We start from the raw sequence: 21,479 nt of genomic DNA, 5'->3' as shown, positions 1-21,479 counted from the left end.
TTCCGAGAGGCATGATGGCGCTAGACGAGAAGCAAGCGGCGACCGGCGCTCCCCCGCGCCTGAAGATGACGGATATTTCCAAGTCGTTCGGCGGCGTGGCTGCTCTCAAGGGCGTGGATTTCACGCTGCAGGCCGGCGAGATCCACGGGCTGGTCGGCGAGAACGGCGCCGGGAAGTCGACGATGATGAAGATCATCGCCGGAGTGCATACCGAATATCAGGGCAGCCTGGAGATCGACGGCAAGCAAGTGCATTTCCGCTCGGCGCATGACTCTCTCGCTGCCGGCATCAGCATGGTGCATCAGGAACTCAGCATCGTTTCCGATCTCACCGTCGCCGAGAACGTCTATCTCGGCAAGCAGCCGCTCAACGCCTTCGGCCTGGTCGATTGGCCCGCCATGGTGAAGGGGGCGCGTGAGCAGTTGCGCAATCTCGGCATCGAGGTCGATCCGCGCATGCGTATCGGCGCCTTGCCGATCGGCCTGCAGCAATTGATCGAGCTGGCGCGCGTGCTGTTTTCAGGCGCTCGCATCATCATCCTCGACGAGCCGACATCGGCGCTATCGCCGCCGGAGGTGCAGCGCCTGTTCGAGGTGTTGCGCAAGGTGCGGGCCGATGGTCGCAGCATCGTCTTCATTTCGCATTTTCTCGATGACATTCTCAGCATTTCCGATGCGGTGACGATCTTCCGCAACGGCCGTCATGTGATCTCCCATTCGACGCAAGGCATCGACAAGAACTGGGTGATCGAACACATGATCGGCCGCGGCCATGAAGGGCTGGAAGAGAGTTATTCGGGTCTGATCTCGCTGCCGGCCAGGCCCGAAGGCTCCCCGGTTCTGGCGACGCAGGGCCTCTCCTATGGTCGCGCCTTTGCCGATGTGTCGCTGGACGTGCGCGCCGGCGAGGTGCTCGGCGTCTACGGCTTCATGGGCTGCGGCCAGCTCGAATTCGCCCGCACCTTGTTCGGCAAGCTCAAGCCGGCGCATGGGCATATCGAATTGGAAGGCAAGACGCGGACCCTGCGCAACACGGCGCAGGCGCGCGCGGCGGGCATTGCCTTCGTGCCGGAGAGCCGGCGCTCGATGCTGTTCCATCATCAACCGCTCTATCGCAACATCTCGATCAGCATTCTCGAGAGGATCTCGCGCCTGTGGCTGAAGCCTGGCGTGGAGCGCAAGACCGCGCAGGGACATATCGAGGCCCTCCATATCCGCCCACCACGAGTGAATGCCTTGCTCGGCTCGCTGTCGGGCGGCAACCAGCAAAAGGTCGCGTTGGCCAAATGGCTGACCCACATGCCCAAGGTGCTGATCCTCTCGGAGCCGACGCGCGGCATGGATGTCGGCGCCAAGGACGATGTGGTCAAGATCGTGCGCGACCTGCGCGACAAGGGACTGGCGGTGATCGTGGTCTCGGCCGAGCCCGAGACGGTGTTGTCGCTGGCCGATCGGGTCGTGGTGATGAAAAAGGGGCGGATCGTCCGCGAGTTTGCCGCCGAGACGATCTCGAAGGACAAATTGCTGGAAGCGGCCTGAGGCGGCAAACCCGCCTGTCTTCAGCTTGGGAGTTTTGAGGAATGAGCACACCGGTTCAGGATGGCAGCCAGGCGACGTTCGGCCGCCAGGGCTTGGGGGCGATCTTGCGCAACCAGATGCGCAACATCGCGCCCTTCGCCACCTTGCTGGCGCTGGTGATCTTCTTTGCGGTGGCGAGTCCGTCCTTTGTGACGCTGGACAATCTAGCCAATATCCTGGTGCAGATCTCGGTGACCGGCATCATCGCCGTCGGGCTGACCTTCGTGATCCTGTGCGGTGAGATCGATCTGTCGGTGGCCTCGATCGCCAATGTCACCGGTGTGGCGGTGGCGTTCTTCACGGCGCAAGAATCCTATGTGAACATCGCCAATGCCAATTTCATCATGCCCGGCGGCGTGGCCATCGTCTTCGCTCTTATCGCATGCGCGGCATTGGGACTGGTCAATGCCTTCGGCCTGACGCGGATCGGCATTCCCTCCTTCATCATGACGCTGGCGATGATGCAGATCGCCGACGGCATCTGTGCCTTGCTGCTGCGCGGCCAGATCGCCTATGCCGTGCCGGATCTGGTCTCGACGCTGGGCTCGGGCAATATCGGCGGGCTGCCGTGGATCGTGATCGTGCTGGGGATCTTCCTCGGTGTCGGCCACATCGTGCTGACCTATACGCGCTTCGGGCGCTACATCTACATGGTGGGCGGCAACCGCGAGGCGGCGGAGTTCTCCGGCATCAATGTCAGGACGATCCTGGCCGCCGTGATGGTGATCTCGGCGGTATGCTCGGGCGTGGCGGGCATGGTCGGCGTCGCGCATTTCGGCAGCGCGCAGCAGAACGAATTCACCGGTTATCTGCTCGACGCCATCGCGGCCGTGGTGGTCGGTGGCACCAGCCTCTTCGGCGGGCGCGGCGGCATCGGCAACACCATTGTCGGGCTGTGCGTGCTCGGCGTGCTCAACAATGGCCTCGATCATGTCGAGATCGACAGCTTTCTCAAGATCCTGATCCGTGGCGTCATTCTGTTGATCGCCCTGATCATCAACGTCTATGCCCAGCGTCTGCGCGACGAAAGTGCAGCGGCGGGATAAAGGTGCCAGATAAGGTCTTATCAATCCACCCAGAAGCGCCGGAGGCGAGATGCATAAGAAGATCTATCGGGTGGTCTTCATTTGCCTGACTCTGACCGTCTGCATAGCGCGGCGAGGGCCGGATCCAATTTTGTCACCGCACGCCGTCGGTATGGCAAATCCCGCATCGGTGTACTGTGCGCAGCAGGGCGGGAAGTCCATTCCCGTGCGGACCGACGCGGGGGAGAGCGCCGATTGCCAGCTGCCGGACGGCAGGCGGGTGGACGAATGGAAGCTCTATCGCAGCAGCCACAGGTGAAGGCGCTACCGGGAGCTTGGTTTGGCCCTTGCCGCATTTCCAAACAGAAACCGGCCCTGAGGGGCCGGTTCCGGTCGCTGAAGCAAAGCGTTCCGATCAGCGCTTGAGGATACGGTTCACGCCGGAGATTACGGCCTTGAGGGCCGACTTGGTGGTGTCCTTGTCGATGCCGACACCGAACAGGGTAGAACCGTCGGCGATGCGCAGTTCGACATAGGATACCGCCGCCGCATTGGCGCCCGATCCCATGGCATGCTCGCGATAATTGGCGACGTCGAAGTCGAGACCGCTCTCAGCGCGCATGGCGGTCACGAAGGCATCGATGGGGCCGTTGCCGATGCCGGTTATGGTCTTGTCCACCCCCTCGTCGCGAATGCGCGCGGTGATGGTCCGCTCTTCTCCCTCGCCATCGCTGACGATCTGATGGGAGATGAAGGTGTAGCGGCCATTGTCGAGATATTCGCGGGTGAAGGCATCCCACAGCCTGTCGGCGCCGAGTTCAACGCCTTCGCCATCGGCGATGCCCTGCACCGCCTTGGAGAATTCGACCTGCAGAAGGCGCGGCAGTTCGATGCCGTGTTCCTTTTCCAGAATATAGGCGATGCCGCCCTTGCCGGACTGGGAGTTGATGCGGATTACCGCTTCATAGGAACGCCCGAGATCCTTGGGGTCGATCGGCAGATAAGGCACTTCCCAGACGGGGGAGGTCGCCGTTTCCAGCGCCTTGAAGCCCTTGTTGATGGCGTCCTGATGCGAGCCCGAGAAGGCGGTGAACACCAGTTCGCCGGCATAGGGATGGCGCGGGTGGATCGGCAGCTGGTTGCAGTGCTCGGCCACGCGCACCAGGCCGTTGACATCGGAGAGATCGATCTGGGGGTCGACGCCCGACATGATCAGGTTGCCGGCCATGATGACGAGATCGACATTTCCGGTGCGTTCGCCATTGCCGAACAGCGTGCCCTCGACACGGTCGGCGCCGGCCATCAGGCCGAGCTCGGCCGCCGCGACACCGGTGCCGCGATCATTGTGCGGATGCAGGGAAATGATGACGCTGTCGCGGTTCTTGATGTTGCGCGACATCCATTCGATCTGGTCGGCATAGATGTTGGGTGTCGACATCTCGACGGTGAGCGGCAGGTTCAGGATCAGCTTGTTGTCGGGGGTGGGCTGATAGACGTCCATCACCGCCTCGCAGATCTCCTTGGAGAAATCGAGTTCGGTGCCCATGAAGCTCTCGGGCGAATACTGGTGGCGGATATTTGCCTCCATGCCCAGCTCCTTGGTGAGCTGCATGATCAGCTTGGCGCCGTTGACGGCGATGTCCCGGATGCCGGCGCGGTCCTGGCGGAAGACGACGCGGCGCTGCAGCTCGGAGGTCGAGTTGTAGAGATGCACGATGGCGCTTTTGACGCCCTTCAGGCTCTCGAAGGTGCGGCGGATCAGCTCCTCGCGCGCCTGCGTCAGCACCTGGATGGCGACGCCATCGGGAATACGTCCCGTCTCGATCAGGAAGCGGACGAAATCGAAATCAGTCTGCGAAGCGGAGGGGAAGCCGACCTCGATCTCCTTGAATCCCATGCCGACGAGCGTGTCCCACATGCGCAATTTGCGCTCGTGGCCCATCGGTTCGATCAGGGCCTGGTTGCCGTCGCGCAAATCGACGGCGCACCAGGTCGGCGCCTGGCTGATGGTGCGGGACGGCCATTGGCGATCCGGCAGGTCGATCGGCGGCCAAGGCTTGTATTTGGCTGATATATCGACCTTGGGAGCGGAGAACTGAGAGACCTTGCCTGCATATGTCATGATAAAAACTCTTTAGCCAAAGGAAGGGGTGGCGAAGTAGGGCCTGACAACAGGCCCAGTCGACCGCATTCATGTCCCCTGAGCGCCCAGGCTGAAGCCCGGCCGGCCCTCAGGGGCGGCTAAGGAGGAGGCTGGAAAGGAGGGCGAACGCCAGCGCCGGCGCCGGATGCGCGAGCGTTTCAAATTTGGCGGGCGATATCGCCACGGTTCATTCCCTTTCCTGAGACGGCCCACGGCCATCAGGTGCAAGGGCTTGTACAGTGCCGTGACGGAGCCGGCAAGGGGAAATGCCGGGAAGGGGCGGGCATCATGGCGCGTTTGCAGTGGAGAGGAAGGCCGAAGGGCTTGAGAGTGACGCCCTTGCCTGCGATCACAAGGCGTCAATCATTGGAAGACCCCGATGCGTCTGTTGATCTGCGCCGCTGTGTTCTCGGCCCTGACTTCCTCGATCCTGCCTTCGGCGGCCTTGGCCGCTTCCTGCTTCGAACGGATCACCTTCGTTCAGCGCGTCATCGACGGAGACGCGAAGACCGGCTTCGTCGACAAGAAGGTGCATGATGTCATGAGCCGGGACCTGGCTGAAGCGGGACAGGCCTGCAAGGCGGGCGACGACGCCAAGGCCCAGTCGCTGATCTCCTCGACACAGCGCCGTCACGGCTATCCCGTCCGCTGACGGCGGGACCGTGCATCACACTTGGAGCCGATGCGCCAGATAGGCGCATTGAAAAGCAGGCATACGGTCGGCCCGAATGTCCGCTCGCGTGGCGACAACATGCATGCGGGAGAGTTCCGGGCGCTCCTCCCGGGCGAGGAAGTGCTCGATCCTGTTCTTCAGTTCCCCTGATTGCAGGGGCGATCGCACCGATTTCATCAGGGCGATGCGCTGGCCGTGAAAAACCGCGGTCCATCCGGAAGCGATATCGACGCCAGCCGGCGAAACGCCGGTCTCCTCCTCCAGTTCCCGGGTCACGCTGCCGGCGAGATTGACGATAGTTCCATTGAGGTCGGAGGGATCGGGCGTTCCGGCGGCGAAATAGATCGCACCGGCGTTGGAGGTGTGCTCGGCCATTTCGCCGAGCAGGAAGGCGCCATCGGCGGCCTCGAGTGCGGCCATGGCGAAACAGTTCCATCGGGCCTCGCCCGGCGTGCCGAAATCCCGCCAGGCCAGGAAGCTGGCATAGTCCGTCATCAGATAGGCGCCGCGAAACCGGCGTTCCACGATCTGCCAGCGGTGCAGCAGCAGGATCTTGCCGTTGAAGCTCGCCGGCTTCGCTTCGATCACCTTTTGCCAATGCGCTTCTATCGCTTCGGCATTCTCCTCGGCGAACTGCCAGGGCTGTTGTTCCAAGCGGCAATCGATGGCGTCGAGCGCGACGATCTCCGGCTCAGACATGCAGGTTTCCCTCGCTGACGATCACGGCGGAGCCGCCGATCGAGGCGCCGGCCAGACGCGTGCCCTTGATGATCATGGACAGGTCAATCAGGGAAGGGCGGCCCATTTCGAAGCCCTGCTCGATGCGGAAATGGCGGGTGCCGTCGGCGAGGTCGTCGAAGCGGGCAATCACGCCGGTAAGGCCGGCCACCGCGGAACCAGTCGCCGGATCCTCGGGGATGCCGTCGCCGGGCGAGAACATGCGGGCATGAAAGCTGGAGCCGGCCTCAACGGTTTGGCGGGTATAGGCATAGGCGGCGCCGAGGCCTTCCTGGCCAAAAGCCTCCGTCCACAGGCTCGTATTAATCCGGATACGCCCGATCGCTTCCAGCGAACGCACGGGAACGAAGGTGTAGGGAAAGCCGGTGCCGAACACGGTGGGATGGTGGTTTTCGAAGCCGATCTGCTGTTCGCTCAGGCCCAGCGCTTCGGCGATCAAGCTCGTGGCGGTCGGCGCCCCGCGCTCGGTCGGCAGGGCCGGTATGTCGAAGCGGGCATAGGCGCTGCCGTCCTTGAGGGAGACCGCACAGGGCACGATACCGATCTGTTCTTCCAGGCCGAAGAGGTAGTCGCCCGGCCGGCGGTCATGGTCGAGCAGCGCCAAGAGCACTGCCGTGCCCACGGTGGGATGGCCGGCAAAGGGCATTTCGAGGCCCGGCGTGAAGATGCGGATACGAGCCCGGTGGCGGCCATCATCCGGTGGCAGGACGAAGACGGTTTCCGACAGGTTGAATTCGCGGGCGATCTGCTGCATGGCCGCAGCATCCAACCCTTCGCAATCGAGCACCACCGCAAGAGGATTGCCCGCAAGGGCGCGATCGGTGAAGACGTCGAGCGTGTAGAAACGACGGGGCATGGTGGGCTCCTCGCAAGGCAAAGGGACAAAAGGACCGTTCCGGTAGAAACGAAAGCGTTTTTCAGAAAAGTCGATAGACTTTTCGATTAAGAAAGCACCTTAAAACAATGAGTTAGAGCAAAGTGCGGGAAAACGCCCTTTGCTCTATACCGCGACCACCTCGAAGCGGTGGCTTGGCGTCACGAATTCGTCCTGTGCCGCCACGGTGAGGATCTCTCGCGAACCCGCCTCGGCAGTGCGCTTGAGCAGGCCGTAGATCGAGGCGCTGGCCAGGTCCAGGGCCTGTGCCGCCGAGCCCGAGCGCTTCCAGTGCAGATTGAACAGTGCGGCGATCGCATCGCCCGCCCCGTTGATATCGAGGCCGAGGCGGGGTGTGCGGACCCGGTAGAAGCCGCTGCCATCCGATGCCAGCAGGTCGATGGCGTCATCCGGGGTGTCGTCGGTATCGAGCGAGGTCACCAGCACCACCTTGGGACCGGTGGCCTGCAAGGCGGCGACAGCGGCCTTGGCATCGGCCAGGGTGCGGACTTCCCGCCCGGCGAGATATTCGAGCTCGAACCGGTTGGGAGTGATGACGTCGGCGGCCGGGACCGCCTGGTCGCGCATGAACTCGGGAATCCCTGGGCGCACGAAAACGCCGCGGCCGATATCGCCGATCACCGGATCGCAGCAATAGGTCGCGGCCGGGTTGGCGGCGCGGACCTTGCCGACGGCGGCGAGAATGGCGTTGCCGATGTCGGAGGAGCCCATATAGCCGGAGATCACGCCATCGCAGCGAGGCAGGACTCCACGCTCGGCCAGGCCCTCGACCAGTTCGTCCACCATGGTGCCGTCATAGACCCGGCCTTTCCAGGCGCCATAACCGGTGTGGTTGGAAAACTGCACGGTGTGGATGGCCCAGACCTCACAGCCGAGGCGCTGCATCGGGAAAACCGCCGAGGCATTGCCGACATGGCCATAGGTGACCCAGGACTGGATGGACAGGATGTTCATGATGACTCGGACAAACAAGCACTGAGCATGACACAACAGACGAAATTCAGGTCGGGCGCAACGGTTTGGCGCGAACGCCATTCATGATCATTTTTGATCGCTTCGATCAAGCGTAGCTATGCAAAGGCGAGGGGACCCGCTTTGCCGCCATGACGGCGGCGAGGGGAAGGGGACTTCCGCGAAGGCGGTGGCATTCCCATATCGGTGCTCAGTATTCATTTTCTTTGTCTTGGGTCGATACAATGTTGCTCGATATCGCACCGTCCGCCATTCTGGATGAGGACACCCATCCTCAACGGACTTCATCTCTTTCGACGCCCGAAGACGGGTTTTTGCTTGACGCTTATTCGAACGCCGTCAGCGACGTTGCCGAAAAAGTCGGGCTCGCCGTCGTGAAACTCGACATCCGCAAGGGCGGTAAGCCGGCGGGGTCGGGCTCCGGCGTCATTCTTTCGCCGGACGGCCTCGTACTGACCAACAGCCACGTTGCGCAGGGCACCTCCCGGGTTTCGGTGCAGACCCAGGACGGACGCCATTTCGACGCGCGACTGATCGGCGATGATCCCGATACGGATCTGGCTCTCGTTCATATCGAGCAGCCGGTCAGCCTGCCCTCGGCGCGGCTCGGCAATTCCAGCCTGCTGCGGCGTGGGCAGGTGGCGATCGCCATCGGCAATCCGCTCGGCTTCGAGGCCACGGTGACGACCGGCGTGATCTCGGCGCTCGGGCGCTCGCTGCGCGCCAAGAGCGGGCGGTTGATCGATGACGTCATCCAGACGGATGCTGCCCTCAATCCGGGCAATTCCGGCGGGCCGCTGGTGTCCACTCTCGGCGAGGTCATCGGCATCAACACCGCGGTGATCATGGGAGCGCAGGGGATCTGCTTTGCCGTCGCGTCCAACACCGCGAGCTTCGTGATGGGGCAACTCATCAGGCATGGTCGCGTGCGCAGGGCTTCCATCGGTATCGCCGCCCAGCAGGCGTCGATTTCACGCCGTGTTCAGATGGCGGCGGGCATCGAGCAGGGCGTGGGGGTGATGATTGCCAGCGCCGAAGCCGGCGGTCCTGCGGACGGCGCCGGGCTGTTGATGGGCGATATCATCGTCGCGCTCGACGGGCGTCGCGTCGCGGCGGTGGACGATCTCATCCGCCTGCTCGGCGAAGAGCGCATCGGCAAAGCGACGCGTTTCGACGTGCTGCGCAACGGCAAGCCCCGCTCTCTCGACGTAACGCCGAGGGAGCGGCAGGGGTCGTGAGGGCAGCGGGTCGGTTGCGTCCGATCCGCGTCAGTGTCCTGAAACCTGCCTGACGACCTTGCGCACGCCTCGCAATGTCGGCGTCACCACCTGCATGACCGCGGCCTTGGCCCGGTCGGCGCCCGGGTTGGGACCTGGGCGCTGTGGCTGCATGCCGATGGCGCGCAGATAACGATTGGCTGCGCGGACGTGCCCGCGCCCGCGGCTGGCATCAGTCTCGAAGGAGAAGGCGTAGGAGATGCTGCGAACGCCGCCGGTCCGCACCCAATGGGGAGCATCCTGCGGTTGATGGAAACCGCGGCCCGGCTCCAGGTCGAAGACATGCTCCTGCTGGGGATCGCAGCCTTCGAGATCGAGCTGGCCGATGTTCACCGTGCCCCTGACATAGAAGCGTTCGAGATCACTCTCATCCACCACGTTCGGCGGAAAGACGTGATAATGCTTGGGCCCCTCGATCTGGAAGAAGTGCGTAATTTCCGGATCGAAGTGGAAGGGCGTGGTGGATGCGGCCGAGGAAATGAAGATGGCGGATTCGAGCCGGGCGATTCTCTCGTCACTTAGGCCGCCACGCAGTGCGGTGATCTTGCGGAAGAGTGTGTCCAGGAGGTCGCGGAAGCCGGAATCATGGTTCTCAAGGCGTTTCAGCAGGACGCGGGCGGGCGCATCGCTCAACTGAGCCAGGACCTCGTGCGGCCTGGCCCTGTTCTGCTCGACATCGTAGAACTTCGTGCCCGGCGTCGGCGCTGACCCCGCGATGAAATAATCCTGAGGACTGTCGGCGTAGCGCTCGGCCAGGGTCGCCAGCGCATCGGGCTGGAACATCGGCAAGCGATGAAGACTGTGCTCGAAAGCCATGGGCACGCGATCATAGGCGTCGCGATAGCCGTCTGCATCGATGGTAATGAGTTCGTCGGCGGAAAAGCTCATGGCCAGGACCGTTCGTGAAGAGAGAAGATATGCACTAATTTTGAAAGTATCCTGCTCGTTACGACAGATGGTTACAAGCTGGGAAAAATGTGAATAAGCAGCAGGCTTAGTGGATAGGTACAGATATACTGAGGCTACTCCGAATTGCATGGTATGCCATATCCGAACGTAAGATAGCCCTTATTTGGTCGGTTGCGTGCGCCCACTTGACGGAGTGCTGTCTACTACTTTTGGCGACTGGACGCGGGAATGGCCTCATAAAGGTTGAGGCTTGCCGCCAGCAGTGCCCCAGTGAGGGATCTTGTTGAATCGCAGTTCGGCCCAGGCAGATTCCTCCCGATCGAGCCATGGACACGACCACGAGGAATCTACAGAGCCTCAGACATTTGCTGGATGTCTCGACGATGCCCGTTCTTGGGCCATTGCGAGAAGCTCAGCCCTGCCGCCGCAAATAAAAGCCTTCGAAATAGGTCAGTGTGCGTTCGGGATGGAACGGGATTTCGGCCTGGAGCTCGGGTACCAGCCAGCGATCCTGCAGGCGATAGCCGCGTGCCTCGAAATAGGCCAGGAACTTGGCGCGATTGAACAACCGGCACGGGATGACGGAGGATACGTGGTTCTGAGCCGTCCATGCGTCGGGCGCATCTGAGATCGGAATCTTGTTGATCAGAATATGCTCGGGCAAGGCCGGGACCGTGTCGAGAATGCCGGGGCCATGTTCGCCGAAGGGGTCCGGCAGATATTGGATCACGCCCAGCATGAGCATGATGTCAGGGGCTGGTGCCTCTGCCAGCTCCGAGCCGAAGCTGATCATGGTGGACTCCAGCCTTGCATGCCGCTGCCGCCCACGCTCGACCATGTCGGGCATGTCGACGACATGCCAGTTCAGAGGCGGCTTCAGAAGGCCGTAGCGCTCGCACAGTTCATAGAAGATGCCGCCCGCGCCACCGAAATCGAGCACGTTGCTGCCCGGCTGGAGCAGTTTCGACAGCCACAGCATGACGGCAAATTGCGAGGTCTGGAACACGGTGGGTGCTTCGACCTCGGCGTCGCGAACCAGCAATTCGGCGAGAGCGTCGTCATGCCAGCCGACCTTGCCGATATTTGCGGAAAATCGCTCGGCTTCGGCGTAGCTGCCGAAGACGCCGTAGAACAGATCCATCCGTCCCGCCCAGACATGCCTGATGTAAAGTCCTTTCACGAAGGGAAGTTTCCCCAGCCAGGCGCCAATGGCGCTGTGCATCATGAGGGCTTTGAAGAGCTGTTTCATGGAAGTCCCGGCGGTGAGGGGGCGGCATGCTGGCGAAGCTGGGTGTCGAGTTCCGACGGCACCCCGAACGTGCCTTCATACTGTGGTCGCGCCCGATTTGCTTCATTCCGATTGGGATATGAAGATTAATTGCGTGCAATGAAAGTGGATTGCGGTCGATCAGCATGCCTGCGCTGAATAATGCGAAGGCCGATCGAGACGAGGGACAGGCGGCATAAACAGACCGTCAGAGCGCAAAGAGAAACGCGCCGGCGTGGCCGGCGCGTATCAATTCTTCCTGGTCCTCGCTATCGCTAGATAGCGAGTGGGGTAGAGGTCGATCAGAACTTGTAGGAAATACCCGCGCGGATCGTATGGGTTTTCAGATTGATCCGATCATTGTAATTTCCGGCTGCCGTTGTTGAGTAGTTGAAATAATCCTTTTTGCCGTAATCGGCATAACGATACTCGACGCGAGCGATCAGATTATCGGTGACGGCATATTCCAGGCCAGCACCCACGGTCCAGCCCACGCGGGTGCTGGAATAACGCAGCGGGCCGTCAACATTCCAGATGGGCGCGAAGTCATATTTCCCGAATGCGACGCCGCCAGTGATGTAGGGCAGGAAGCGATCGATGGCATAGCCGACCCGCAGACGAACCGAACCATCCCATTTCAGCTCTGCTCGCTGCTTATAGGTCGTGATCGGATCTGGGGCTCCATGCGAGAAGTTGAGGTTGCCTCGAGCCCTCGCGCTTCCCTTCAGGGAGTCATAATTGATGTCGCCTTCGACACCGACCACCAGATTGTTCTGGAACTGGTAATTGTAACCAGTATAGACGCCGGCCGTGAAACCGTTGGCAGTCAACTTGCCCTTGTAGTCCCACTCGCCGCTGGCGATCCAATAGTCCGAATAGTCGGACTTGCCCCAGGTATAGCCTGCCTGAACACCGCCGTAGAAGCCGGTCCAGGAATAGGGGGCTGCGACCGGAGCGATCGGTTCGACAGGCTGCGGAGCGAGATCAGCGGCGTAGACGGCCGTTGAGGAAAGCAGGATTGCCAGAGCTGCGGCAGAAATTTTCATGGCTACATGTCCTAACAACATTTTCCGAATAGTGACGTTTCTCGGACGTTGAGTCTGTAACAAGAAAGACACACCCGGTTGATTTTTATAGATACCGTGGAGATGGCGGTATATAATTGCCATTCAACGGTGGTTGCAATTAAAAATTCGGGGAGTATCTCCTAGCTTTAGGTTAAATAAAGCTCATTATTTAGAAATATTAACCTTCAATCGGTTCCAAACGACCTACGGAGACGTAGGTCTTGCTATCGATGGGGGATGGGTTTTGAGACCAAGCGGACAGGGACGCTACCTCCAAGGTATTATGTCAGTATCTTTTGTCGGTGGGCGCTTGAACGTATCGTCATCGTGAAATGACGAAAGGCCCGCAAGCCGGGCGCTTGCGGGCCTTAGAAGAACGAATAGTCGACGGGGAAGTATCGGTAGACCGAACCTCAGGCCTGGACGAGCCAGGCGTGATCAGGATCGTTGTGGAACTTCCACACGCGTTTGGGACCCGCCATGACGTTGAGATAATAGAGGTCGTAGCCGTGGGCCGCGCCGACAGGGTGATATCCCTTGGGCACGAGTACGACATCACGATCAGAAAAGGCGATCACCTCGTCGAGCGAACGGTCATCCGTGTAAACGCGCTGGACGCCATAGCCCTGGGCAGGGTTGAAGCGGTGGTAATAGGTTTCTTCCAACAGGCTTTCGGCAGGCAAATTGTCCTGGTCGTGCTTGTGAGGCGGATAGCTAGACCAATTGCCGGACGGTGTGATCACCTCCACCACCAGCAGGCTCTCGGCCGGTTCCCATTCCGGTAGGATGTTGCGGACATGGCGTGTGTTCGAGCCCTTGCCGCGTGTTTCCTGGCCGACCTGATCCGGGCCGATCACGCGGGCAGGCAGGGCGCCGGTGCCCGGTGCCGCACATATCGCGAGTTCGACCGGCGTTTCAGCCTTGACCTCATAGGACGAGCCGGCGGGGACGTAGACCGACCAGGGCGCGCCCTCGAAGGGATTGGCGCGTTCGCCCAGCACGCCGAAATCCTGGCGGCCGGCCTTGATCGAAGCCTTGCCGGCCACCAGCACGAGGCAGATTTCGGTGGCGCCGGTCTCGGCGCTCAGGCTTTCGCCCGCCGCGAGATCGTGGACTTCGAAGCCGACATAGGTCCAGCCGGCCGATTGCGGCGTGACCCGGTGGATACGGGAGCCGGACCGGCCGGGCTTGAGGAGAAGTTTCGACATCATGGCCTCCTGGCGCAAAGTGCGATTCCTGCGAACCGCACTTTGCTCTGACTCTTTGTTTCGACGCATCTTTGCTATTTGAAGTGACCCAGTGAAATCGCAAAATGCCTTAGGGCTCATTGCTGCTGGTGTATCGAAGTGGCCGTCAGGCCGCCTTCAATCCCGTTTCGCCGAGCACCTTCCGCAGATGGGCGTAGCCGGCCTTGGCGTAGGCCAGCGGATTGGCCTTCTTGGGGTCCTGCTCGGCCTCGACGATGATCCAACCGGAATAGCCCTGGAGTTCGCGGAACACGCTCGCGAAATCGATCATGCCGTCACCGGGAACCGTATAGACCCCGGCGAGCACGCTATCGAGGAAACTCCAATCCTCGGCATCGGAGTGGGCCCTGACCTCGGCGCGCACATCCTTGGTGTGGACATGGCTGATGCGGTTGCGATAGCGGCGGGCGAGATCCGCCGGATCGGAGCCGCCCCAGGTGGCGTGGCCGGTATCGAGCAGGAGGTGCACGGCCGGGCCGGTCGCTGCCATGAAGGCATCGATGTCGGCCTGCGACTGCACGATGGTGCCCATGTGATGGTGATAGTCGAGCTGCAGCCCCTCGGCCTTGAGCATCTCGGCATAGGCGGTGATGCGACGGCCATATTCGGCCCAATCGGCGGACGCCATCACCGGACGCTGCGACAGCGGCCTGGCCTTGTCGCCATGGATGGCGTTGGAAGTTTCGGCAACGATGAAGACGCTGGTACCCGCAGCCTTGAGCAGGTCGATGTGGGCCCGCGCCGCCGCGAACTCGGCGTGCTCGTCCCGGGTCAGCAATTCGATCGAGTGCCAGCCACCGACGCAGGCGAGGCCGAAGGGCGCGAGTGCGGCCTTGAGCGCATTCGCCTCGCGCGGGAACTTGTTGCCGAGTTCCATGCCCTCGAAGCCGACCTCCCTGGCCTCGGCCAGGCAGGTTTCCAGCGGTGTGTCGCCACCGATCTCAGGCATGTCGTCATTCGACCAGCCGATGGGGTTGGCGCCAATACGGATAGGCATGGATAGGCTCCGGTATGTGCTGTTTCGGGGGGCGGGTCTTCTTCAGACCCGTTGTTTATCTGCAAGAGTAGGTGAAGTGATACCAAGTCGCATTAATGCTGACTCTTGACGCATCTGGCGGGATTGGTGTGCCGGGCTTCTCAGCTCCATCGAGAGATGGAGCGGGACCGGCATTTCCGCGCCAAGAATGCCGGTCTGAAGACCGGCACACCAATTACCGTCATCGCAGACCATGGGTCGATCTTTCTGCGACTTGGTATGATTTGACGAAGGCGGGCCTGAAGACCCGCCCCCAACTCAGGCTCAGTCGCCCACGCGCTGCAGCGCCTTTTGGGTCACATAGGCGGCATGGGCGGCCTCGACCTCACGACGCTGGGAAACCTCGGGCACCGCGACATCCCACCAGGTTCCGCCCGCATCGGTCGATTCGAGAGGATCGGTATCGATTACTACGACGGAGGTTCTGACATGGCCGCGCGCGGCGGTGACGGCGGCCTCCAATTCGGCCAGGCTCTTGACCTTGATGGCATGGGCACCAAGGCTGGCGGCATGCGCGGCAAAATCGATGTCCGGCAGCACGTCGTGGCGGGTGTCGCGCAGGAGGTTGTTGAAGCTTTCGCCGCCCGTCGCCCGCTGCAGGCGGTTGATGCAGCCATAGCCCCTGTTGTCGAGCACGACGATGGTCAGCTTGGCACCGGCCATGATCGAGGTGGCGATCTCCGAATTGGCCATCAGATAGGAGCCGTCACCGACCATGACGATGACCTCGCGGTCGGGCTCGGCCATCTTCACGCCCAGCCCGCCGGCGATCTCGTAGCCCATGCAGGAATAGCCATATTCCATGTGATAGCCACCGGGAGCACCGGCCTGCCAGAGCTTGTGGAGTTCGCCCGGCAGGCCACCAGCGGCGCAGACCACGACGTCGCTGGGCTTGCCGACCCGTTGCACGGCGCCGATCACCTGGGCGTCGGACGGCAGTTCGGCGTTGCTGGCGTCGGTGTAGCGGGCTGATGTCTTCAGCCATTCTTCGCGGCCGGACACCGCCTTGCCTGTCCAGTCCTCCGGCGCCTTCCAGTTGCCGAGCGCGCTCGACAGCAATTCGAGACCCACCCTGGCATCGCAGACCAGCGGCAAAGCCCGGTGCTTGGCGGCATCGAAAGGCTGGGTGTTGAGGCCAACGATGCGATGCGTGTCGGCCTTGAACAGAGACCAGGAGCCGGTGGTGAAGTCCTGCAGGCGGGTTCCCACGGCCAGAACCAGATCGGCTTCCTCGGCCACCGTATTAGCAGCGCCGGTGCCGGTCACGCCGATGGCTCCCATGCCGAGAGGATTGTCCTGCGCGATGGCGCTCTTGCCGGCCTGGGTTTCGCCGACCGGAATGCCGTGCTTTTCGGCAAAGGCGGCGAGGGTGGCTTCGGCCTGCGAATAGAGCGTGCCGCCGCCGGTGACGATCACGGGCTTGCGGGCAGCCTTCAGGGCCGCAACGGCAGCCGCCAATTCGTCCTCGTCGGGACGTGTACGCCGACTGGTCCAGATGCGCTCCTCGAAGAAGGAGGCGGGGTAGTCATAGGCCTCGGCCTGCACGTCCTGGCACAGTGCCAGAGTGACCGGACCGCAATCGGCCGGATCGGTCAGCACGGTCATGGCTCGAGCCAGGGCCGGGATGATCTGTTCGGGCCGGGTGATGCGGTCGAAATAGCGCGAGACGGGTCGGAAGGCGTCGTTCGGGGTCAGGGTGCCGTCGCCGAAATCCTCGAGTTGCTGCAGCACCGGATCGGGCCGGCGATTGGCGAAGACGTCCCCGGGCAGCAGCAGGAGCGGCAAGCGGTTGACATGGGCGACGGCCGCGGCCGTGACCAGATTGGTCGCGCCCGGTCCAATGGATGTGGTGCAGGCCATCATGCGGCGGCGGCGCATCGCCTTGGCATAGGCGGTGGCGGCATGTGCCATCGATTGTTCGTTATGGGCACGATAGGTCGGCAGGGTCTCGCGGGCCTGATAGAGAGCCTCGCCGATTCCGGCGACGTTGCCATGCCCGAAAATAGCGAAGACGCCGGCGAAAATCGGCACCGTCTCGCCATCGACGACCGTCTTTTGGGCGGTGAGAAAGCGGACCAGGGCCTGGGCCATTGTAAGACGGATGGTAGCCACGAAATCTCTCCCTGAGCGTATTGGACTCAACTATCAAAATGGTTGAGTGGCCTGCTCCGAATGCCATTTATCGAAAAGTGGAGGCCCTGCGCCGCCCCTGCCTGGGATGCCGGACCATAGCGCGCACGAACCCGCTTCGCGAGGGCTATTGGGCAGCCGCCGCCTGCCCGGAGGCGCTCTGCCAGGCCTGAACCAGCCGGGCGAAGCGCGATGCCATGGCATCGACGGCGTCTTCATCGCTGAGGGCGCCGCGCAGCCAGGCCCTGGCCGGTTCGTTGAAGATGGTGCGTCCGACGGCAAAACCCTTGACCATGGGCTGGCTCGCCGCCACCGCGAAGGCGGCTTCGAGATCCTCCTCAGGCGCTTCCAGGCCGAGCAGCACGATGCCGCGGCAAAGCGGATCGTTGCGTTCGATCACCTCAGCGACGGCACGCCAGGCCGCGGCGGTCTTCAGCGGCTCCAGCTTCCACCAGTCCGGCTTGATGCCGAGATCATAGAGGCGTTGCACCACGCTCGACACGGTGTCGTCCTCGAGCGGACCATGCTTGCCGGCGATGATCTCGATCAGCAATTCGCGTCCCACCGTGCGCGCCGCCGCGTGAAGGCGCAGCAATTGGCGTTCCTGCTGCTCCCTGAGGGCAGCGGGGTCGCTCGGATGATAGAAGCAAAGGCATTTGATCGTGTGTCCGACCGGCCATTCGATCAGGCTGGTGCCGATGTCTGGGCCGCCTTCGAACTCCAGAGGCCGGGAGCCTGGAAGTTCAACCGGCCGACCGATCCAGAAGGGATGGTCAGCGGCACGGAACAAGGCTTCGCGGCCATAGATGCCGTCGATCAGCATGCCGTAACCAGGTCGCCCGGCTGCGATCCTGGCGGCGGCCTTGACCGCCAGGGCCTTGAAGACGGAGATGCGCTCCCGCGATACGCCGATTTCGTCCGCCATCGCCTCCATCTGGGCGCGGTGGTCGACGGCGAGCGCCATCAACCCTTCGGGGGCTGGGCGGCGGGTGGTGGCCCAATGAATGTGGTTGATGGCAGCATCCTTGCGCAGGGCGCGCTCCTTGCTGCCATGGTCGAGGAAATAGCTCAGCTCGGTGAAAGTCGGAATTTCCGGCGAGCAAAGCAGACGGGAAACCGCGAAGGCACCGCTGGCATTGGCATAGGCGCAGGCGGTTTCGAGCGGCTCGCCGCGCAACCACCCGCGCAGGAAACCCGAGAGGAAGGCATCGCCCGCGCCTAGGACATTATAGACCTCGACCGGAAAGCCCGGTCCACGGATGCCGTCGTCGAGGCTTGCCGGGATGGCGCCTGGAAAGACGACGCAGCCCATCGGCCCGCGCTTGCAGACGATGGTGCCGGCGGAGATGGCCCGGATGCGCCTCAACGTTTCGAGCGTGTCCTCCGAACCGCCGGCAATGGCGAGTTCCTCTTCCGTGCCGACGATCAGGTCGCAGTCGGGCAGGATGGTCTGCAGATGCGCGGTGACGTGATCGGCTTTGATGTAGCGCTCCTCGCCGGCGCCGTGGCCGGCGAGGCCCCAGAGGTTGGGCCGATAGTCGACATCGAACACCACCTTGCGGCCATGCTTCTTGGCAAGGCGTATGGCCTTGCGCTGGGCGGCGTCGGTGTTGGGCTTGGAAAAATGCGTGCCGGTGACGACGATGGCCGCAGCCGAGGCGATCAGCGTCTCGTCGATGTCGCTTTCGTCGAGCGCCATGTCGGCGCAGTTGTCCCTATAGAAGATGAGGGGAAATTGCTTCTCGTCGCGCACGCCGAGAATCACCAGGGCGGTGAGGCGGGCGGGATCGGTATGGATCCCTTCGATGGCAACACCCTCGCGCTGCATTTGCTCGCGGATGAAGCGGCCCATGGCTTCGTCGCCGACCCGGGTGATCAGGCCGGATTTCAGGCCCAGGCGGGCGGTGCCGATGGCGATATTGGCGGGGCAGCCCCCTACAGCCTTGGTGAAGGAGGACATGTCCTCCAGCCTGCCGCCGACCTGCTGGCCATAAAGATCCACCGAAGCGCGGCCGATCGTGATGACATCGAGTGCGGGCGTGCTCATCCTTGACCTCCAGACAGGCAGGCCACCTGATCCCTCGGTCCCGGCTGCAAAGTTGCAACCGCGTCGGGCAGGAACGGCCGGCGCATAACGCTTCCTCTTGGCGACGCCATGGCGAGCCGCCGCCTTGTTTTTGTCGCCGCGCTCGGTGGGCGTTGCGGCGATTGCCGCGCCCTTCGGTCGGCGCTTCAAAAATGAAACATATATTCTATTGTGTTGTCAATATAGAATAAAAATGCCATATTTTGGAACGAAGCAGGCGTTGCCACCGCCTCCGCATGAAAGATTGCGATTCGAGGGCGTGGCGCGATTGCCCCAGCAGAATTTCACGGCACTGCCCATGAATGAGCAATATCGGGAAATTCCGCAAGCGTTTGGAATTCTGCAGATTCCTCAGGAATCTGCGTGTGATTATCGTACAGCAAAGAGGCCCGGTCCTCGGGTCAAATCGACAGATTGGGGAGAGAAATGGTTCGTCTCGCAGTTCTCGGCGCCGGCCGCATCGGCAAGATCCATGGCCGCAACGCGGCGTTGCACCCGCAGGCCAGGCTGATTTCGGTTTCCGATCCGCATCAACCCTCCGCCGAGGCGCTTGCAGCCGAGACCGGCGCACGTGTCAGCACGATCGACGAGGCTATCGCGGCCGACGACGTCGACGCGGTGCTGATCTGCACGCCGACCAGTACGCATGCCGATTTGATCGAACGAGCCGTGCAGGCGGGCAAGGCGGTGTTCTGCGAGAAGCCGGTCGATCTGTCTTCCGACAGGATCCGCCGCTGCCTCGCCGAGGTCGGCAGGGCCGGCAAGCCGCTGATGATCGGCTTCAACCGCCGATTCGACCCCAATTTCGCAACGCTCAAGCAGCGTCTCGTCGACGGATCGGTCGGGGAGGTGGAACTGGTCACCATCATCTCGCGCGACCCGGCGCCGCCGCCTGTCTCTTATATCGAGAGCTCGGGCGGTCTCTTCCGCGACATGATGATCCATGACCTCGATTTGGCCCGCTTCCTGCTGGCCGAGGAGCCGGTCGAGGTGCATGCGGTCGCCTCCGCGCTCGTCGATCCGGCGATCGGGAGGGCGGGTGACGTCGACACTGCCGCCGTGCTGCTGAAGACGGCTTCGGGCAAGATCGCCCAGATCTCGAATTCGCGACGCGCGACCTATGGTTATGACCAACGCATCGAGGTGCACGGTTCCAAGGGGTTGATTCGTGCCCACAACGTGCCGAAGACCACCGTGGAAGTGGCGACGGGAGCCGGCTTCCTCGCCGATCCCGTGCAGGACTTCTTCCTGGAACGCTATGCCGAGGCCTACCGCCTGGAGATGACGGCCTTCGTCGATGCCATCCTGGCGGGCAAGGTTCCCAACCCCTCGGGCGAGGACGGGCTGAAGGCCCAGATCCTGGCGGATGCCGCCACGCAGGCCGCCCAGACGGGCAATGCGGTAAAGCTCTAGGGCAGGCGCGGGAGATACGGCGTGTCGATCCCCTCGGTTCCATCGAAAGATGGAGCGGGATCGACACTCCAAGTGCTGGCCTCGGCCGCGCTCGCAGTTTGCCCCCTCAGTCGCGTCCCTTGTGTTCGGCCGTGCCGACGGCAAGCGTCATGGCCAGGGCGAATGTCGCCGCCAGCGAACGGAAGGCACCATGATCGGCCTCTTCCACATCCAGGCGAATGCGCGCGAGGCGTGCGAGAGGGCTCGCCGGGCTGTCGGTAATGGCCAGGATGGCATTGCCGCGCTGATGCGCGATGCCGGCCAGTTCGATGGTATCGGGCGAGTAGGGGTTGTAGGAAATCGCCAGCACCACGTCCCTGGGGCCGGCCAGCGAAATCTGTTCCTTGCCGAGCTGGCCGACATGGTCGACCAGCGCACAACGCTGGCCGAGATTGCCAAAGGCATAGGCGAGATAGGCGGCGACCGAGAAAAGCCGGCGGGCCGCGACCAGATGGATGATGTCGGCACCGGCAAGCAATTCGATGGCTGCGTCGATCTTTTCGGGATCGGCGGACGCACGCAGGCGTTCGATCGAAAGCGTGGCGGCATCGGCAAAGCCGTTGAGCAGCGGTGCCGAAAGCGAGCCTTCGTTCGGCTCGGCCCGCAGCAAGGCCACTCTCTGTCGATAATCGGGAAAACGCTGCTTCAGGCGGGTGAGAAAGACCTGCTGCAGGTCGGAAAAACCGGAATAGCCCAGCGTCTTGGCAAAGCGAACCAGGGTGGAAGCCTGCACGCCGGCATTTTCGGCGATCGCGGCGGCCGTGCCGAGCGCAATCTCGTCGGGATGGTCGTTGGCAAAATGAGCCACTTGCCTCAGGCGTTTGGGCAATTGGTCGATCCGGTCGGCGAGGCGCGCGGAAAAGTCGGCAAAGTCGCGCGTCTCGTCCTCAGCCATGGTCCTATCCCGTTCCAGAAGCGGGGCAGTGTTCTCGCTGCCCTCCCTATCATTGACGCCGCTGGCAGTGATGCCACGCGACTGCGATGC

The 21,479-nt window shown here is 62.4% G+C and carries 18 protein-coding genes; 6 read left to right on the top strand and 12 right to left on the bottom strand.

Annotated features, from left to right (window positions below; all coding sequences use genetic code 11):
* Positions 1 to 11: 11 nt before the first annotated feature.
* From ACZYTC_RS12310 to ACZYTC_RS12300, 3 genes are read left to right on the top strand one after another with little or no spacing between them, the layout of a single operon-like run.
* The gene (locus ACZYTC_RS12310) at positions 12 to 1,538 is read left to right on the top strand and encodes a sugar ABC transporter ATP-binding protein (RefSeq protein WP_434955800.1); all 1,527 of its coding nucleotides are present in this window, start codon (positions 12 to 14) and stop codon (positions 1,536 to 1,538) included.
* Positions 1,539 to 1,579: 41 nt separating this feature from the next.
* Positions 1,580 to 2,623: an ABC transporter permease gene (locus ACZYTC_RS12305; RefSeq protein WP_434955801.1), complete on the top strand. Its 1,044-nt coding sequence runs from the start codon at positions 1,580 to 1,582 to the stop codon at positions 2,621 to 2,623.
* A 49-nt stretch (positions 2,624 to 2,672) separates the two neighbouring features.
* Positions 2,673 to 2,921 carry a putative hemolysin gene (locus tag ACZYTC_RS12300; RefSeq protein WP_488989695.1) on the top strand — a complete coding sequence of 83 codons (249 nt, stop codon included), beginning with the start codon at positions 2,673 to 2,675 and terminating at the stop codon, positions 2,919 to 2,921.
* A 96-nt stretch (positions 2,922 to 3,017) separates the two neighbouring features.
* On the opposite strand, the gene leuA is transcribed toward ACZYTC_RS12300, so the two are convergent.
* Positions 3,018 to 4,724, bottom strand: coding sequence for a 2-isopropylmalate synthase (leuA, locus tag ACZYTC_RS12295; protein ID WP_434955803.1), 1,707 nt, complete (start codon positions 4,722 to 4,724; stop codon positions 3,018 to 3,020).
* A 400-nt stretch (positions 4,725 to 5,124) separates the two neighbouring features.
* On the opposite strand from leuA, the gene ACZYTC_RS12290 reads away from it, so the two are divergent.
* A complete protein-coding gene (locus tag ACZYTC_RS12290) occupies positions 5,125 to 5,397 on the top strand; it encodes a hypothetical protein (protein WP_434955804.1) in 273 nt (90 codons plus the stop codon).
* A 15-nt stretch (positions 5,398 to 5,412) separates the two neighbouring features.
* On the opposite strand, the gene ACZYTC_RS12285 is transcribed toward ACZYTC_RS12290, so the two are convergent.
* From ACZYTC_RS12285 to pdxY, 3 genes are all read right to left on the bottom strand, one after another.
* Positions 5,413 to 6,117 carry an NUDIX hydrolase gene (locus ACZYTC_RS12285; RefSeq protein WP_488989694.1) on the bottom strand — a complete coding sequence of 235 codons (705 nt, stop codon included), beginning with the start codon at positions 6,115 to 6,117 and terminating at the stop codon, positions 5,413 to 5,415.
* Entirely contained in the window at positions 6,110 to 7,012 is a 903-nt protein-coding gene (locus ACZYTC_RS12280) for a PhzF family phenazine biosynthesis protein (RefSeq protein ID WP_441773821.1), read from the bottom strand. The genes ACZYTC_RS12285 and ACZYTC_RS12280 overlap by 8 nt, the downstream gene beginning before the upstream one ends.
* Positions 7,013 to 7,156: 144 nt before the next feature.
* Positions 7,157 to 8,005, bottom strand: coding sequence for a pyridoxal kinase PdxY (gene pdxY / locus ACZYTC_RS12275; protein WP_488989693.1), 849 nt, complete (start codon positions 8,003 to 8,005; stop codon positions 7,157 to 7,159).
* Between the two features lie 245 nt (positions 8,006 to 8,250).
* Between pdxY and ACZYTC_RS12270 the strand changes: the two genes are divergently transcribed.
* Positions 8,251 to 9,261 carry a S1C family serine protease gene (locus ACZYTC_RS12270; RefSeq protein ID WP_488990002.1) on the top strand — a complete coding sequence of 337 codons (1,011 nt, stop codon included), beginning with the start codon at positions 8,251 to 8,253 and terminating at the stop codon, positions 9,259 to 9,261.
* 30 nt (positions 9,262 to 9,291) lie between these two features.
* Here ACZYTC_RS12270 and ACZYTC_RS12265 read toward each other — a convergent pair whose 3' ends face one another.
* The 7 genes from ACZYTC_RS12265 to ACZYTC_RS12235 all read right to left on the bottom strand — a co-directional run bounded on the left by ACZYTC_RS12265 (position 9,292) and on the right by ACZYTC_RS12235 (position 19,003).
* Positions 9,292 to 10,188, bottom strand: coding sequence for a hypothetical protein (locus tag ACZYTC_RS12265; RefSeq protein ID WP_434955808.1), 897 nt, complete (start codon positions 10,186 to 10,188; stop codon positions 9,292 to 9,294).
* 433 nt (positions 10,189 to 10,621) lie between these two features.
* Entirely contained in the window at positions 10,622 to 11,458 is an 837-nt protein-coding gene (locus ACZYTC_RS12260) for a methyltransferase, TIGR04325 family (RefSeq protein WP_488989692.1), read from the bottom strand.
* Between the two features lie 320 nt (positions 11,459 to 11,778).
* Positions 11,779 to 12,522, bottom strand: coding sequence for an outer membrane protein (locus ACZYTC_RS12255; RefSeq protein WP_434955810.1), 744 nt, complete (start codon positions 12,520 to 12,522; stop codon positions 11,779 to 11,781).
* Between the two features lie 434 nt (positions 12,523 to 12,956).
* Entirely contained in the window at positions 12,957 to 13,751 is a 795-nt protein-coding gene (iolB, locus tag ACZYTC_RS12250) for a 5-deoxy-glucuronate isomerase (RefSeq protein WP_481274204.1), read from the bottom strand.
* A 145-nt stretch (positions 13,752 to 13,896) separates the two neighbouring features.
* A complete protein-coding gene (gene iolE, locus ACZYTC_RS12245; protein WP_488989691.1) occupies positions 13,897 to 14,787 on the bottom strand; it encodes a myo-inosose-2 dehydratase in 891 nt (296 codons plus the stop codon).
* Positions 14,788 to 15,090: 303 nt separating this feature from the next.
* The gene (gene iolD, locus ACZYTC_RS12240) at positions 15,091 to 16,917 is read right to left on the bottom strand and encodes a 3D-(3,5/4)-trihydroxycyclohexane-1,2-dione acylhydrolase (decyclizing) (protein ID WP_434959617.1); all 1,827 of its coding nucleotides are present in this window, start codon (positions 16,915 to 16,917) and stop codon (positions 15,091 to 15,093) included.
* 166 nt (positions 16,918 to 17,083) lie between these two features.
* On the bottom strand, positions 17,084 to 19,003 hold the full coding sequence (locus ACZYTC_RS12235) for a bifunctional 5-dehydro-2-deoxygluconokinase/5-dehydro-2-deoxyphosphogluconate aldolase (RefSeq protein WP_488989690.1): 1,920 nt from the start codon (positions 19,001 to 19,003) through the stop codon (positions 17,084 to 17,086).
* A 465-nt stretch (positions 19,004 to 19,468) separates the two neighbouring features.
* Between ACZYTC_RS12235 and iolG the strand changes: the two genes are divergently transcribed.
* On the top strand, positions 19,469 to 20,455 hold the full coding sequence (gene iolG, locus ACZYTC_RS12230; RefSeq protein WP_441773827.1) for an inositol 2-dehydrogenase: 987 nt from the start codon (positions 19,469 to 19,471) through the stop codon (positions 20,453 to 20,455).
* 106 nt (positions 20,456 to 20,561) lie between these two features.
* Here the strand turns inward: iolG and ACZYTC_RS12225 are convergent, their stop codons facing one another.
* On the bottom strand, positions 20,562 to 21,389 hold the full coding sequence (locus ACZYTC_RS12225; RefSeq protein ID WP_441773828.1) for a MurR/RpiR family transcriptional regulator: 828 nt from the start codon (positions 21,387 to 21,389) through the stop codon (positions 20,562 to 20,564).
* Positions 21,390 to 21,479 lie beyond the last annotated feature (90 nt).

Source organism: Labrys sp. F242, assembly GCF_057813875.1.
This window is presented reverse-complemented; position numbering and strand designations above follow the sequence as displayed.

What these genes read in the sequence shown, in the direction of transcription:
- ACZYTC_RS12265 (WP_434955808.1), bottom strand. Translation starts at nt 10,188, where the DNA reads ATGAGCTTTTCCGCCGACGAACTCATTACCATCGATGCAGACGGCTAT.
- ACZYTC_RS12290 (WP_434955804.1), top strand. Translation starts at nt 5,125, where the DNA reads ATGCGTCTGTTGATCTGCGCCGCTGTGTTCTCGGCCCTGACTTCCTCG.
- ACZYTC_RS12225 (WP_441773828.1), bottom strand. Translation starts at nt 21,389, where the DNA reads ATGGCTGAGGACGAGACGCGCGACTTTGCCGACTTTTCCGCGCGCCTC.
- leuA (WP_434955803.1), bottom strand. Translation starts at nt 4,724, where the DNA reads ATGACATATGCAGGCAAGGTCTCTCAGTTCTCCGCTCCCAAGGTCGAT.
- ACZYTC_RS12255 (WP_434955810.1), bottom strand. Translation starts at nt 12,522, where the DNA reads ATGAAAATTTCTGCCGCAGCTCTGGCAATCCTGCTTTCCTCAACGGCC.
- ACZYTC_RS12260 (WP_488989692.1), bottom strand. Translation starts at nt 11,458, where the DNA reads ATGAAACAGCTCTTCAAAGCCCTCATGATGCACAGCGCCATTGGCGCC.
- iolD (WP_434959617.1), bottom strand. Translation starts at nt 16,917, where the DNA reads ATGGCCCAGGCCCTGGTCCGCTTTCTCACCGCCCAAAAGACGGTCGTC.
- iolE (WP_488989691.1), bottom strand. Translation starts at nt 14,787, where the DNA reads ATGCCTATCCGTATTGGCGCCAACCCCATCGGCTGGTCGAATGACGAC.
- ACZYTC_RS12310 (WP_434955800.1), top strand. Translation starts at nt 12, where the DNA reads ATGATGGCGCTAGACGAGAAGCAAGCGGCGACCGGCGCTCCCCCGCGC.
- iolB (WP_481274204.1), bottom strand. Translation starts at nt 13,751, where the DNA reads ATGTCGAAACTTCTCCTCAAGCCCGGCCGGTCCGGCTCCCGTATCCAC.
- iolG (WP_441773827.1), top strand. Translation starts at nt 19,469, where the DNA reads ATGGTTCGTCTCGCAGTTCTCGGCGCCGGCCGCATCGGCAAGATCCAT.
- ACZYTC_RS12280 (WP_441773821.1), bottom strand. Translation starts at nt 7,012, where the DNA reads ATGCCCCGTCGTTTCTACACGCTCGACGTCTTCACCGATCGCGCCCTT.
- pdxY (WP_488989693.1), bottom strand. Translation starts at nt 8,005, where the DNA reads ATGAACATCCTGTCCATCCAGTCCTGGGTCACCTATGGCCATGTCGGC.
- ACZYTC_RS12235 (WP_488989690.1), bottom strand. Translation starts at nt 19,003, where the DNA reads ATGAGCACGCCCGCACTCGATGTCATCACGATCGGCCGCGCTTCGGTG.
- ACZYTC_RS12285 (WP_488989694.1), bottom strand. Translation starts at nt 6,117, where the DNA reads ATGTCTGAGCCGGAGATCGTCGCGCTCGACGCCATCGATTGCCGCTTG.
- ACZYTC_RS12305 (WP_434955801.1), top strand. Translation starts at nt 1,580, where the DNA reads ATGAGCACACCGGTTCAGGATGGCAGCCAGGCGACGTTCGGCCGCCAG.
- ACZYTC_RS12300 (WP_488989695.1), top strand. Translation starts at nt 2,673, where the DNA reads ATGCATAAGAAGATCTATCGGGTGGTCTTCATTTGCCTGACTCTGACC.